At 57.8% G+C, this 14,447-nt stretch carries 7 protein-coding genes and 3 pseudogenes; 4 read left to right on the forward strand and 6 right to left on the reverse strand.

Annotation, left to right across the window (positions count from 1 at the left end; genetic code table 11):
• Window positions 1-230: 230 nt before the first annotated feature.
• Together IVB42_RS00015 and IVB42_RS00020 are read right to left on the reverse strand one after the other, a co-directional pair.
• Window positions 231-1,361 (reverse strand): annotated as a pseudogene (locus IVB42_RS00015) (IS3 family transposase).
• A 123-nt stretch (window positions 1,362-1,484) separates the two neighbouring features.
• Window positions 1,485-2,090 (reverse strand): annotated as a pseudogene (locus IVB42_RS00020) (DDE-type integrase/transposase/recombinase); the annotation flags it as partial.
• Window positions 2,091-2,442: 352 nt separating this feature from the next.
• Between IVB42_RS00020 and IVB42_RS00025 the strand changes: the two are divergent.
• Window positions 2,443-3,690, forward strand: coding sequence for a right-handed parallel beta-helix repeat-containing protein (locus IVB42_RS00025; RefSeq protein ID WP_247469544.1), 1,248 nt, complete (start codon window positions 2,443-2,445; stop codon window positions 3,688-3,690).
• Window positions 3,691-4,095: 405 nt separating this feature from the next.
• Window positions 4,096-5,025 (forward strand): TauD/TfdA family dioxygenase, encoded by a 930-nt coding sequence (locus IVB42_RS00030; protein WP_247442438.1) that lies wholly within the window; start codon window positions 4,096-4,098, stop codon window positions 5,023-5,025.
• A gap of 777 nt (window positions 5,026-5,802) precedes the next feature.
• Here IVB42_RS00030 and IVB42_RS00035 read toward each other — a convergent pair.
• From IVB42_RS00035 to IVB42_RS00045, 4 genes are all read right to left on the reverse strand, one after another.
• Window positions 5,803-7,107: a carbohydrate porin gene (locus IVB42_RS00035; protein WP_247469546.1), complete on the reverse strand. Its 1,305-nt coding sequence runs from the start codon at window positions 7,105-7,107 to the stop codon at window positions 5,803-5,805.
• Between the two features lie 1,531 nt (window positions 7,108-8,638).
• Window positions 8,639-8,764 (reverse strand): hypothetical protein, encoded by a 126-nt coding sequence (locus IVB42_RS41955; RefSeq protein WP_256374451.1) that lies wholly within the window; start codon window positions 8,762-8,764, stop codon window positions 8,639-8,641.
• Between the two features lie 231 nt (window positions 8,765-8,995).
• Window positions 8,996-10,330: an oxygen-independent coproporphyrinogen III oxidase gene (gene hemN / locus IVB42_RS00040; RefSeq protein ID WP_247469548.1), complete on the reverse strand. Its 1,335-nt coding sequence runs from the start codon at window positions 10,328-10,330 to the stop codon at window positions 8,996-8,998.
• Window positions 10,331-11,468: 1,138 nt separating this feature from the next.
• Window positions 11,469-11,795 (reverse strand): GcrA family cell cycle regulator, encoded by a 327-nt coding sequence (locus tag IVB42_RS00045; protein WP_247342255.1) that lies wholly within the window; start codon window positions 11,793-11,795, stop codon window positions 11,469-11,471.
• A 683-nt stretch (window positions 11,796-12,478) separates the two neighbouring features.
• Here IVB42_RS00045 and IVB42_RS00050 point away from each other — a divergent pair.
• Window positions 12,479-12,733 (forward strand): annotated as a pseudogene (locus IVB42_RS00050) (transposase); the annotation flags it as partial.
• A 237-nt stretch (window positions 12,734-12,970) separates the two neighbouring features.
• Window positions 12,971-14,338, forward strand: coding sequence for an IS110 family transposase (locus tag IVB42_RS00055; RefSeq protein ID WP_247469550.1), 1,368 nt, complete (start codon window positions 12,971-12,973; stop codon window positions 14,336-14,338).
• Window positions 14,339-14,447 lie beyond the last annotated feature (109 nt).

The following is a 14,447-nucleotide window of genomic DNA, read 5'->3' on the forward strand; positions in this document are numbered from 1 at the left end:
AACCAATCACCCATGTCGGTCAAAGCCGCTGCTCACCATCGCGCGAAACAGCTGCTCACGATCGCCTGAAATCGCCGCTCACCATCAGCGAAATGCGCATGTTTGGACAGCGCCCCGCGGGATTTAAGTGGATTCCTGCCGGGTTATGCTGAACGCGGGGCCTTACGATTTTGTCGTTGCGTCGGGAGGGCGTAGCCCGACCAGAGCGACGACAAAATCGTCGGCGACGGTCATGCGACCATCACCATAGCTTGCGTGCCGAAGTAAGCCTCGTCGGGCGTGCGCCCGTCAAGGCTCGAGTGAGGGCCTCCCTGATTGTAGAAGGCCAGATACTTGGCAATTGACGCTCGCGCCTCGGACACGCTGTCGTAGGCGCGGAGATAAACTTCTTCGTATTTGACCGTGCGCCAGAGCCGCTCGACAAACACGTTGTCGCGCCAGGCGCCCTTGCCGTCCATGCTGATGGCGATCTTCGCGTCCAGCAGCACATCGGTGAACTCGAGGCGGGTGAACCTGGCTGCCCTGGTCCGTGTTGAAAATCTCGGGCCTGCCGTGCTTCGCCAACGCCTCCTGGACCGCTTCGACGCAGCAGGCCGCCTCCATTGTGATCGAGACGCGATGGGCCAGGACCCGTCGGCTGAACACATCGATGACCGCCGCGAGATAGACGAAGCCACGCCGCATCGGAATGTAGGTGATGTCCATTGCCCACGCCTGGTCGGGCCCCTCGATCTTCAATCCGCGCAACAGGTACGGGTAGATCTTGTGACCCGGTGCCGGCTTGCTCGTGTTCGGGCGACGATAGACCGCCTCGATCCCCATGCGCTTCATCAGCGTCGCGATGTGGCGGCGACCGGCGTATACGCCCTCCCGCCGCAGCAACGATCGCAGCATACGCGCTCCCGCGAAGGGATAATCGAGATGCAGCTCATCGAGCCGACGCATCAAGGCAAGGTCCTCGGCCGAAACTGGCCGAGGTTCATAGTAGACCGTGCTGCGAGCCAGCTTCAGGACCTTCGCCTGGCGCACGATAGAAAGATCATGACCGCGGTCGATCATCGCTTTGCGCTCAGCAGGCCCGCCTTGGTGAGCGCGCCGGACAAAAAATCGTTTTCCAACGCCAGCTCGCTGATCTTGGCATGTAACGCCTTCAAATCGACCGGCGTCTCGGCCGATGCCTTGTCATGCCCAAACACGCAGGCGGCGCCTTCCAGGAGCTGGTTTTTCCAGATCGTGATCTGGTTCGGATGAACATCAACCAGTTGCGCCAGCTCCGCCAGCGTCTTGTCGCCCTTGACCGCAGCCAAAGCAACCTTCGCCTTGAATGCCGGAGAATGCGTCCGGCGGCTCTTCTTCGTCATCTTCGCTCCTGATTCGCGGCAAGAATCCTCGCCGCTGTCAGGCAGAAAATCCACTCAAACTACTGTCCGAATTTGCGGAGCCAGCTCTCTTGCCGTGGGGCCGTCCGCGTAGCGCGGGGGGAAAGTGAACTGGATCCCATTGTCGGTGAGAACCGTGTGGATCTTGTAGGGGACAGCCGCGATCAGAGCTTCGAGGAAGGTCGAGGCCGAGGTCCTTCCCGTCTTCCTGACCAGTTGCACGAAGGCGACTTTGCTGGTGCGATCGATAGCGACATAGAGGTAGAGCTTGCCTTCAGCGGTCTGGAGCTCAGCAATGTCGATGCGGAAATAGCCGATCGGATAAGCCTCTAATTTTTTCTTCGGAGGCTTGCTGCCTCCGACCTCCGGCAATCGGCTGATCCCGTGGCGCTGGAGACAGCGATGCAGGGATGATCGCGTCAGATGCGGGATGGTCGGCTGGAGCGCATAGAGGCAATCGTCGAGCGGCAATAGCGTATGCCGCCGGAAAGCGACGATGATCGCCTCCTCCTCGATGGAAAGCACGGTCGATTTGGCTTCTTTGGGGCCTGTCGGGAGATCGGCGACGGTCTCGCGCTCCCTCCACTTCGCGACAGTCTTCTGGTTGATCCCGTAGCGCTTGGCGAGCACTCTCAGGCTCTCTTGACTATTTTGTATTGCTCGACGGACCGCCTCCGTCGTCGTGGCGCAGCCGTGTAAAACTTGTCCCATAGCGCATCCTTCGAATCGTGCGATAAGAATGCACCATCAAAACTTGGGACTAAACTCCTAGGCCAGACGTGTTGCACCCCACAGTATTCCTCTGACGGGGCTCTCGAAGGTCGACCGCTGCTCTCATCGGCCGTGATTGGCTCAATGGCTACCCAGATCCATCACAGCTGGTGCGGAGCGTGCGGCTGCACCTGTTGCGTAGCATGGTTCCGATATTCCGATCCTGCCTTATTGAGGACGATCTGATGGCGTTAACGCCGGATGCTGATGGCCTATTCCAGTTCAGCATTTGAGTTCAAGTCCTCGTGCGGGTTTTCCGGGTAAAAGAGAGCACATGCCTATGAGGGACACGATGAAGCACATCAAACGGTCGTTGCGCGTGCTCGGTGGACTTGCTGTCGTCGTCGGCGTCTCTTCCGTGCTCGGATCGAACTATGTGCGATCGGAAGCCCTCAATGGCTTTGGCTCTGCAGCGACGGGCGGCCTTGGAGGCGAGGTAGTTCAGGTCAGATCAACCAAAGCTCTGAAGTATGAGTTGTGTCGTTCGTACAGCTTCGGGCGCTGCAATGACAATAGTCCGCGCGAGATTCAGGTAGCCGGAACCATAGACTTTACCGGTACGGAAGGGCAAGGCGAGGGGCAGGGTTGCCAATACGGCCGTGCTTGTTCGGCACCGTATAAAAGTGAGTCCCTTCTCCTTATAGATGGCAACGATGCGCATTGCGACGGCAAGGAGAAGACATTGGTCGGCTTCGACAGGGCCGGCAAGCACCCGCTGGAGATTGGCTCAAACAAGACGGTGATCGGCGTTGGCCCGAGCGCGACAATCAAAGGGAAGGGGCTGCGCCTAAATGGGGTCAGCAACGTCGTTATTCGCAACCTGACCATCAGTGATATCAATCAAGGCATGATATTTGCCGGCGATGCTATTGCAATTGCACGAGCCGACCTGGTTTGGATCGATCACAACCGGTTTCATAATATCGGGCGGCAGATGATTGCCGGCGGCCTTGGCCCTACGACGAATATTAGGATTTCCTGGAACGACTTCGATGGCAGCGATACCTATTCCTCCTATTGTAACGGGGAGCACTATTGGAATCTCCTTTTTCTTGGTGTCCCGCAGACGATCACCATAGCAAATAACTATTTCCATGAGATCTCAGGGCGGGCGCCGCACATTGACGGTGCCCAGGCTATTATTCATCTCCTCAACAATTACTTCCGCAACACGAATGCGCAACAGAGCGGCGGATTCTTCCATGCAGTGGATGCTGGACCATCTGTGCAAGTGCTGATCGAGGGCAACTACTTTGACAACATTGAAACACCTGTAAAGACTGGTAGTGGACATATCTTTGGCTTGTTGGGCAAATCCAGCCGGACCGTGCAGAACGTCTGCCTTACCGTGCTCGGACGTCGGTGCATCGAGAACATCGCGAGCCCAGTGCCGCGGATCAATGGCTTTCGCCTGGATGAAGCCGTAGTTCAATCGTTTGGAGCTCTTCCAAGGTCATCTATTCCTCTTCCATTTCCAGCCGATGCTGTTTCGGCGGTGATCACGGCCAGGGCAGGTCCCGGACACCTTGAGAGCCGGTGATGGTCCGTTCGCAGAGGCGGCTCGAGACTGGCCGATTGCCGCAAACTGTTAGGCGGAGGGCGCATACTGGACGAGAACAGCGCGCACAGCTGGCTGCCCGACGTTGCACCAGGACCGTATGGCCTTTCTCTTCGGGCGCCGAGCGGTACATTTCCTATCGACTATGCGCCCCATGCCTTTCGCCCCCACCCGGGTGGGTTGGAAAGAGGGTGGGAGGTGGCATCGAGTTCCTGGCGAACTGTTCGACTCAAACCCGGTCCCGTACCTGACGGACGTTCACAGCTCCGTTTTCCAACTGGCATGGTGCTTGCTCGAGAGTACCCGTAGCGCGAGGCTCGCCTCCGAAAGCTAGTCACACGCGCCCTAGTCCGCTTGAAGATTCCGCAAAGCTTGGAAATATTCGCAATGAAACAAACGGCTTCGACCGAGAGGGTCATTCCACTGACCGACGTCGTCAAGCGCGCAGCGCGCATCGGTGTTGAAATCGGAAATATTAAGCTCTCGGGTGATTTACCGAGCCAAACCATCGCTGAGATCACCGGCTTGCTGCTCGAACACAAGGTGATCTTCTTCCGCGATCAGGGGCATCTTGATGACGCGGAGCAGGAGCGATTTGCTGCTAGATTGGGAAGGCTGGTGCCGCATCCGACACTCGGTACGGTCAATGGAACGGCCTCGATGATCGAGCTTGATTCCGCGCGCGGAGGTAGCCGGGCCGATGTATGGCACGCCGATGGAACCTTTCTCGCGGCGTATCCTAGACTTGCGGTGCTGCGAGCCATTGTGGTCCCATCGTCCGGTGGCGATACGATTTGGTCGAACGCTGTGGCCGCCTATCTGGATCTGCCGCGGCCGCTCCAACGGCTTGCCGACGAACTCTGGACCGTTCACAGCAACGCCTTCGACTACGCTGGGACCTGCCGTGTTCGCGAAATCGACCAGAAGCATTTTGATGAGGTCTTTACCAAAACGATCTATGAGACGGAGCACCCGGTGGTCCGTGTACATCCCGAGACCAGCGAGCGCGCCCTGGTGCTCGGCGATCTGGTGCAAAGGTTTATTGGTATCCCAAAACGCGACGGTCAGAAGCTGTTTGATCTATTCCAGTCTCATATCACGGCACCCGAAAACACCGTACGTTGGAGCTGGAAAGAAGGCGATGTCGCGATCTGGGATAACCGCGCAACGCAGCATTATGCGGTCAACGATTACGGTGACCAGCATCGCGTCGTTCATCGTGCCACAATCGATGGTGACGCGCCCGTCAGCGTCGACGGTCGAAGCAGTGTAACGCGCCTCAAGACGACGAAGCACCCGTCCACGAAGGTTGCCTAGCAAGGCTCGGCAAAATTCACGATCATGCACTGCTCTTATCGCATGTTCGCGCGAATAGATGTTTGAGAAGAGAAGTGTACCCAGCAGAACGCCACGCGCAATTGGATGGGAGGGCTAACGCGCCGCAGACTCGGGAGGCGACCTCCTTGCTGGAGTAAGATGCTAAAGCTCGTCTCGACCGACGAAAATGAGTCAGCATTCGAGTGGCGCAAGTCATCCGGCCGCGTCCGGTCGATTTGCCGCCGAAGGGGGGGCACGTGTCCGCCGACCTCGCGCATTGCCTTTCGGCCAGCGCCACGACCGTCGGACAGATACAGCGATTACCGTAGTTGGGTAGCTTTGGCATCTGTGTCGCGGTTCCGCTTACCACACCTCTTCGGCGTGAACTAAGCTCCGAGGGCACGATTTCGGCCTGTCATGGCAGAGTACGAGCTCGGGCGCGATTCTGACGAGCTGCACCAGCAATCATCCGAAGCAATGTCGCTGCCGCAAGCTCAGCACTCGATTGAACAAATGGGCATGGGAGATCATTCCGCGGCCGGAGGAGCTCTTGCGCAAGTACGACGTCGGCCTATCGCTCGTAGACCGAAGCAGCAAAGGCTCTAACCTACCATTCCCAACAGCATGCTACGTTGGATATCACGGCTCAATTTACGCGGTACCCGGCTTCGCGTCAGGCGCACAGCGGATACCAAAATCGCCGTGATGGGTGGCCCACACCGTTGAAAAGGGCGAGTGGGATATCGACTACATGACGCTACGCGCAGTCCTGAGAGCCTAGAAGAATACCGACGTAGATACCAATATATTCAGGGCGTGTCCTGTTTGCGGCGTGTAGGTAATGCTTGTCGGGTGATTGATGTACGTCAGTCCTACGGTTGTATATATCCCGGGCGCGAGATGCGCCGTATACAGTCCCGAAATTGCTGTGCTGTCCCGGTGCGCCAGCTGCTCTTTCGCCAATGCAGCGTCCACCGCGAATTGGCTCCAGATGGTGTTGTTGACAACAAGACTCATCTGATCAGTGGGCCGGCTGTCAAACAGGCCCTTCGCATACAGGCGAAGCTCGTAGTACTGGCTAGCCCTATTTAGGTCAGGCGGAGCGTACATTACAGAGAACCCGCCATAGATTCCGCGAGATGCCGAGCCATGGACGGCAGACTGCCAGAATTGCCTATCCGCAGCTACATAGTAGACGCTGTTCGCCTTGGCTGTCGGTTGCGTCGGATGCTGTAGGTCCGTGTAGCTGCTGTTGTTAAAGCCCGCGCCAGCCCGCAGCCAAGTCTCGGGTACCCCGGGAGTAGGCTTGTTCTTATAGCAAACTTCATCAAGTAAAAGAATGCCCGCCTCGCGCGTGCTCCAGTTCAAGCCAGTGGGATTTTCGCTTACATGCGTATATTGACCGGCTGGACTAAGCGAGCGCTGGATTGAGAGCTTGTTATATAAGCGATCGTCAAAATTGTACTTCAGATTAAGAGCCGGCGTTGGCGCCCAACTGTTGCTCATGCCTGCTTGGAATAGCATCTTCGACGAGGGTCCAAAAACTTTTTCTCCGGCACCCGCAAACTCATGTTGGTTCCTGAGGTAACCCACTTTGAGTTCGATCTTCCTTTCGAACAATGTTTGATAGTAGGAAACTGCATTGATTCCCAGTCGGTCTGGTCCGGCGCTCTTCCATGTCCAATATTGATGCTCGGCTCCCACGACGATCTGACCGTCGGGAATTCCAAACCGAGCGAGGTCATAGGTCACGATCATAGAGTTGACCGTACTAAATGTCGGATTCTGCCCGACATATTGTTGATTGGCGATGGTGCTTCTGGCCGCATTACCGAGTTGATTGTTGATAAACGTGTTTAGGGTCCAGCCAGCGAATCCAATCCCGAGATCCGAAAGCTCGGATCTGACAGAAGCTGTATCCTGATCTATGGTGTCCGCAGGACCAGGACCAGTGAACGCCGCACCTTTTTCGCGGAGCTTCTCGAATTTTGCGAATGGGTCAATCTGCTTTTGACTTCTGCTCTTGGCGGTGACCTCCGCACTGTCGCGCGTTGTGGTAGACCTAGTTGCTTTTGGCAGCAAGTTCCCAGAAAGGCGCGCTGCTCCTTTGGGCCTGCCGCTTCGGAAGGTTACAGCCAGATTCGAGATTGTTTGGAGTCTTGCCTCGGCGAGCTCATCGGGGCTGTGACTTCTAGGGCCAGAGATATCACGAGGTTCTGCCTCCGCCGAACTGCAGGCGAGACTAGCTATCAGGGAAAGGAGAATACGCCCTCTTGGCTTCGCACTTGGTCGAGAGATGAAAGCAACTGCGCCAGCCGAGTATGCCCGCATGGATACTGGCGCTATACCGCAACAATACATCGTGATTTCCACGTCCGTCGATTTGAATAAGGTGCACGTCCACCTGACGGCATAGGCCGGTTCGCGATCCTAGCGCTCAGCGCGATGTAGGTGACGCTTGAGGCCAGGCGGCATCTCTGTGCCGACGAGACCCGCCCAGCCTTCCGTGCTATCACCACTGCTGGCGCAGCTTGGCCAACGTGGTGGTACCCAGCGCGGCGCAACCCAGCCGCTCGATCGCTAAGCGAGTGCAAGCATTTGCTGCACCGTGTCGAGACGGAGAGTGGCCTGCTCGATGTGACGTTCGCTGGCAAGAGATTGGCGGCCAGCGCACGGAGCCCAGGTATTCTCGCGACAAATCCGTTGCCACGAGGATGTTCTTCAACAGAGAGCCGCGCCAGTAGCTGAGCTCGCATAAGAACACGCCGGACCCTAGAAACGCCTGCAGCTCGGTCCATGGGATGAAGCACAGGCGGGCAGAAGGGGCTAACATCTTTTGACGCCCGTAAGCTCGCTGAGGCCGGCACGAGGCCTTGATTGGCTCTCATGGGAAGATGGAGAGCGCGATTGGAGGCGTTTTGATAGCTGCGGGACCAGACAGAACATCCATCAGCTCGATTGGATTTACCGGATCTATATCGCATCGCGACTTCGTCCTTGATGTGGCCCGAGCGAGTTTCACCGGCACTGACTGGCATGTGTCCGTCATCTCCATCAATTGCTAGGTTTGGTAGGTTGACCGGGCGCGGGACGTCGGCCTCGCTGTGCGAATCGTAGGTATCGTGCCGCTCGGCGCGAGACCGTCCCGGCGTCAGGGACGAACTCCGGTATGGCAGCATAGAGTGGTGCCATTCGGGAAGGTCGCTTCGATTCCGGTTGCGCGAGGCTCTTACGGGAAACTTGTTTCGATCCCGCGGGATCCGGTTCTAACTGTGGTGCTCGATTATCGCTGGCGCCGTGTCGCGCTCGGCGCTGGTCCTTTTGTGCTCTTTGGTCTAGCTCATCGCGTCGACCAGCTGCTGCTCTGGATTGCACGCAGCGGACCGTAGCGATCCCGGTCGAGCGGCGAACATGCACATCAATAGAATCCGTCGTGCATCACCACGAAGCGCTCCTCTTTGCTGGGAGTTCCAGCGTAGATCGCAGGCTGATTGCGGTATCCCGCGCTGCCAGCGCTTGAGGAGGTCGAAATATCCTCGTACATCCGGACGAGCTTGATCAGGTTTTCGATACCGAAGTCGCTGAACGCCTAGATCTCATCTTCTCCGGCGCGCTAGACCCAGATGAAGCCGTCCTCGATCGCCATTTTGTTGGCGGCCTCCCGCAGCCAGTCGTCGTCCTGGTCGAGGTCCGCGGCCACACGGGCAATGGTGGTGATGTGATGAACTTTGTCGGTCACGCCGCTTGAGCGGACTGCGTTGCAGTCGGGGGCGTCCAATTCCCGGCAGCAACTCGCCTAGCCGTCTTCGCGGTAGGGCCGGGTCGGCTCTCGTCGCGCAGCTGCGCACGGCGTCGTTTACGAATTTGGCGCTGTACGTGAGTGCACCAGGTGAGCGAAAATCGTTACCCGGGCTTCTGGGCGCATAACCGAAGGTGATGCATTCATACGATCAGCGCTCCTTGGCTGGTCTTAGCAGAGCGGCGCGCCAAGATAAGCATCGAATGCGGCGGCCACAGCGCGAGTTAGAAAACGATGCTCCTGCCTCACGCGGATGAATCCCTTTGCCACCTCCACGATCCCATCCTCGGCGAGCATTGCCAAGCGTTCGGGTGAACCGAGGAAAGGGACCGGGGCAAATCCATGAGTAATGCAAATTGCCGGCACGTCGACTTCGAAATCGCACATCAGCCGCTCGATGATTGCGGCCCGGACGCGGTCTTCGAGGCTGAGACAGTAGCCCTTTGCCGTCGCCAGACGGCGGGCATTGATTTGGTCGCTGTAAGAACCCGCTTCAACTTCGTTCTGGACGTAACCGTCGCCAAGGCGGCCGATGGCCGACGGGCCAAAGCCGATGACTTTATGGCAGGTGTCGGCCGAGTAACCCAGTGAGTTCCGCCGCAGGCGACCGGCTTTCTGCGCCAGCGTGAGCTCATCGTCCGGCAAGGCGAAATGGTCGAGTCCGATTTGGCGGTAGCCCGCAGCAATCAGTGTATTGGCCATCGCCGCGGCCTGTTCTGCACGGGCAGGGCTGTCTGGCAGCGTTGCCTCGTCGATCAGGCGCTGATTCTTCTTAAAGGAAGGAACGTGCGCGTAGCCAAATACCGCAAGCCGGTCTGGTCGCATGGCCACCGCCGTAGTCGCGGTCTGAACGCAGGACTGCACCGTCTGATTTGGCAGACCGTAGATGAGGTCGAAGTTGATGCGGATTACTCCATGCTGCCGCAGCATTTCGACAGCGCGCTCTGTTTGTGCCTCACTCTGAACGCGGTTAATGGCCTTTTGAACAATTGGATCGAAGCTCTGGACGCCCAGGCTCGCGCGGTTCACGCCGGCAGCCGCTAACGCTTCGGATGTGGCGAGCGTGAACGTGCGCGGGTCGATCTCAACAGCGATGGCGGCCGTTTTCGAAACCGCAAAGCGGCGGCGCAGAAGTTCCATCAGCGCCCCGAACTGCGCGGGCTCGATGAGGGTCGGCGTTCCACCGCCGAAGTGCACGTCGCTCACAGGCAGCCGTTGCGGCACCTGCGCCCCGACCAACTCGATCTCCTTACGAAGAACCGCCAAATATTCTAGGATGGGTGAATCCCGGCGAGTGATGCTTCGAGCGAAGCCGCAATACCAGCAAATCGATCGACAGAACGGAACGTGGAAATAGAGCGACACGGACTCATTAACCGGCAGGCGCTGCAGCCATTTCTCACAGGCTTCGGCGCCGACCACCGTGGAGAACTGGGCTACAGTTGGATAAATGGTGTACCAAGGAAGGCGAGCATCGCAATACTTTTCCAGGACCGAGGTCTGCAACGATTGTTATCCTATGTTTACGAAGTTTGTGGTCGCAAGCGAAGTCTTTTGCATTCCTTTTTGCCGATAGTATCCGGAATGTCGCTAGACAATTGGAAGCTTGCGTGACGGCCGATCTGCTGACGAAACGCGGTGTGGGATAGCAAGCCGTTCCTCTCGAAGACAGAGAACAACTGCTGCAGGCGAGATACTCGAATCAACACGGCCACGGCGGGGCCCCAGATTCAACTCCGCTTCGCTAATCTCCGACGTTCGCCAACGAGACATCCGCCGGGGCCGTTGACGCTGCTAGAGCTGGAACTGCTCCACGACCTGAGTCGTGAGAGGTTCATCGATCAAATTTGATACGTCGCCTCGCAATCTTCAGCAACTGACCAGGTTTGGTAGTTTACTTCTGCCTGGCGTATTCCCCATCCACCCAGGGATCCTGCGCCGGCTCGGGGACATCCCGGTACGTAGTCGAACTTCACCAATGCGCGGATCGTCGGTGTCGCGCGGCGCCACGGCTGTTGGCGTGAGTGTGTTCTCGAGTTGGTATGGAAAAAGTAATGACCGGGTAGGCGAGCGAGACGTGATCGATGCAATTGAACAGCCGTTTCAGACTTGCCACCGGTTTTGCACAGATCGTCAAGGCATCTATGGTGGGTGGTGGTCGCCTTCGTGTGTCTGGGCACTGCAGGGGTTTATTTTTTTTGACCGACGTCAGACAATATATCGAGAGCTCGGCGGTCCGTGAAGTTGCTCCAAGGCTGAGCTTGTCACCGACGCCGGGGCGGTACCTGTCGGAGGTTCCATCCGGACAGGCTCACGGTCAAGCGGCTTCACCCGAGCTCGTGTACATCGTCGGGCACGGCGTGTGCAGAAACTTCCAAACACCGGGGCAAACCAGGACGTCGGCGCTTCCCCGAAGACGCATAGCCGAAACTGAGGCTCAAGAACCAGAACGCATTCTTCAAATTCAGTGCATCCAGCCTCTTGAGATTGGATGAATCGACCTACGATCGAGCCTCCGCCGCGAACATTCTACTCGACGCCACTGTTCGTCCCATAGCCACAAAGCGCGTAAACCAACAAGCAAATCGTCCGAATGGACCAAGTACGGCGCATAGCCCGGGAGATCGCGGTGCGCCTGATAGTTCTACGCGGGATTCCTGACTGCCTCAGCTAGCATCGCGTAAAGCTGCCGCTTGCTCATTTCCTGAGGCTGGCTATCTAGCGCCTTTTGCGACAGCTTCTTTCCGACGCAATCGCGACCAGCCGCCATCGCCGTCGGCCCTCGCTTCGGGGCGGGTCTAATCTTGGGTTTTGCTGTTGGTGGCTTGTGACCTCGAGTGAGGCCCAACCGAGCTAGCCTGCCGCAAACTGCGTTGCGACTGCACTCGAGATGACGCGCGATCTGCGCGGCACTCTGTCCCGCGGCCCAAAGCTTTTCCAGCTGTGCCAATTCTCTTCTATTCCAGCGCATGGACGATACTTTAGTGCCAGTTGTGACGTCAGGTTGGTTTACTCTTCGTCCGGCTCGCGCACGATCGCCGGTTTGGTCTCCTGTTCATTCATTCTACGAAAGCCCGCATCGCGAGTAAGGAAAAACGAGTGTCCTTGGCACACCGCGCTCTCTTGTTAGTCCCTACCGTGATTAGGGTCCCACCTGCTCGCGCAATATAAGTAGTCGAGTGGCAACCGAGCGTGCCGCTGGGTGCCATCGCGGCGAGTGCTTGCGTCCTGATGTTGACTACCACAAAAGCGAGTTCGCGCGCCTCCCCAATCTTGATAGGGGAGCTTCGCTTGCCTTTCCACTATTCTTCATCGACGGGGGCCGAACCAAGTTCCCAAGTAACTTCGGCCGTAAGATAATTTCAGAGAGCTCTCGCGAAGCCGAGCCATGGACATGCGTCACACATTGTTACTGTACGGCCCAGCTCGTTGTGTTTCGACGAGCTTCCATGCGAGTGCAAAATAGCGCATGAGCCGATCTTTCAAAATTTCACGCCAATGTCCGCGAGACAATCATGACAGCCTCATCGGCAGAGAACGCTTGCGAGGAGGCTGACATCTCGCTGAGCCACCTTGATGTAAGCGAGCCCAAGTGAGCTGCTGCCGGTTTGATGGACACCAAGATTGGGTGTTTTATCGAGCCAGAGGTGGGTCATGCAGAGACGGAAGTTCAGTCGAGAGTTCAAGATCGAGGCGGTCAAGCTCGTCAGGGAGCGCGGGGTATCTGTGGCGCAAGCTGGCCGAGACCTGGGCGTTCATGAGAACGTGCTGCTCAAATGGGTGAAGGAGTTCGGCTTCGACGCTGCGCAGTCGTTCCCCGGCCACGGGCAAATGAAGCCTGAGCAATTGGAGATCGAGCGGCTGCGGCGCGAGGTCAACAAGCTGAAGGCGGAGCGGGATATCCTAAAAAACTGTCCAGGGCCGTTGCGCGCCTGTGCGGGGTAGAAACAGCACTGTGTTATCCTCTGCGGCTGGGAGGGTAGCGGCCGTCAGCTTATTGGAGGCACTGTCCCCGTTAAAAAACGTGGTCCATGGGTGCATGCGGACTTGAGAGTGGTGACGCCGCTTCGGCTGCGATCCCGAATAGGAAGATGACGATTGGCATAACCCAGACCCTTCCGCTCATGAGTGAATGGAGGATTTGCGATGCCCCAGAGGACGACCGGTGACCGGCCGGAATTGAAGCCAGTCAACGTCAGCGCGGCCGCCATCGACATCGGATCAAAGATGCACATGGCTGCGGTGAACCCGGACTGCACTGACATTCCCGTGCGCGCGTTCGGCACATTTACACAAGATCTCCATGATCTGGCGGATTGGTTTAGCGCATGCGGCGTGACCAGTGTCGCGATGGAATCCACCGGGGTCTATTGGATCCCAGCCTATGAAATCCTGGAGCAGCGTGGATTTGAGGTTATTCTGGTCAACGCCCGGTACGCTAAGAACGTGCCCGGACGCAAGACCGACGTCAGCGATGCCGCGTGGTTACGCCAGCTTCATTCCTATGGACTGCTACGAGGCAGCTTCCGACCCGATGCCGAGATCGCAACACTGCGGGCCTATTTGCGGCAGCGCGAGCGGCTTGTGGAATATGCCGCCGCCCATATCCAGCATATGCAAAAGGCCTTGATGGAGATGAACCTGCAGCTCCATCATGTCGTCTCGGACATCACGGGCGCCACTGGCATGCGGATTATCCGGGCCATTGTTGCAGGCGAGCGCAATCCTGATGTTTTGGCAACCTATCGGGACGTGCGATGCCATTCATCCAACGAGACCATTCGCGCGGCACTGGTAGGCAACGACCGGCACGAACATGTCTTCGCCCTGAGTCAATCGCTGGAACTCTACGACGTCTACCAGGCGAAGATGCTGGACTGTGACCGCAAGCTCGAAGTCCTGATCGCCGCGCTAGGAAATAAAGGGGCAAAGCCGGTCGGGAAGCTATCCAAGCCGCGCATCAAGACCAAACAGATCAACACGCCCACCTTTGACGTCAGGACCGCGCTGTACGGCGTGCTCGGCGTCGATCTGACTGAGATCCATGGACTGGGTCCGTCGCTCGCATTGAAGCTTATCGGCGAGTGCGGCACGGATTTGAGGGCATGGCCGAGCGCTAAGCACTTCACGTCCTGGCTCTGCCTTGCAGCGGGCAACAAAATCTCCGGCGGCAAAGTGCTTTCTTCGCGCACCCGGAGATCTTCCAGCCGGGCTGCCGCACTGTTGCGGTTGGCGGCCACCACGGTGGGGCGAAGCGATACGGCGCTCGGAGCATTCTATCGCCGCCTGTCCTTACGTGCGGGTAAGTCAAAGGCGGTGACAGCGACCGCCCGCAAGATTGCGGTTCTATTTTACAACACCCTCCGGCACGGCATGAGCTACAGGGATCCAGGTGCCGACCAATATGAGCAACAATATCGCAGCCGCGTTCTCGCCAACCTTCAGCGCCGGGCCAAATCTCTGGGCTTCGTGTTGCAGGCCATTCCGACGGACGCCAATCCGGCTGTTTCTTAGGAAGGCCGCTGCCTACTTCGCGAAGGAAGCGACATGAAGTTCGGCTTCATCGCGAAGCACCGGGGCATCTGGCCGGTGGCATGGCTATGCGAAGCGATGGGCGTGTCGC

Origin of the sequence: Bradyrhizobium sp. 45 (assembly GCF_023073155.1) — a bacterium.
Classification (GTDB): Bacteria; Pseudomonadota; Alphaproteobacteria; order Rhizobiales; family Xanthobacteraceae; genus Bradyrhizobium; species Bradyrhizobium canariense_D.

Excerpts from the sequence above, each read along its gene's own strand:
- IVB42_RS00025 (WP_247469544.1), top strand. The coding sequence starts at position 2,443 with ATGAAGCACATCAAACGGTCGTTGCGCGTGCTCGGTGGACTTGCTGTC.
- IVB42_RS00045 (WP_247342255.1), bottom strand. The coding sequence starts at position 11,795 with ATGCGCTGGAATAGAAGAGAATTGGCACAGCTGGAAAAGCTTTGGGCC.
- IVB42_RS00030 (WP_247442438.1), top strand. The coding sequence starts at position 4,096 with ATGAAACAAACGGCTTCGACCGAGAGGGTCATTCCACTGACCGACGTC.
- IVB42_RS00055 (WP_247469550.1), top strand. The coding sequence starts at position 12,971 with ATGCCCCAGAGGACGACCGGTGACCGGCCGGAATTGAAGCCAGTCAAC.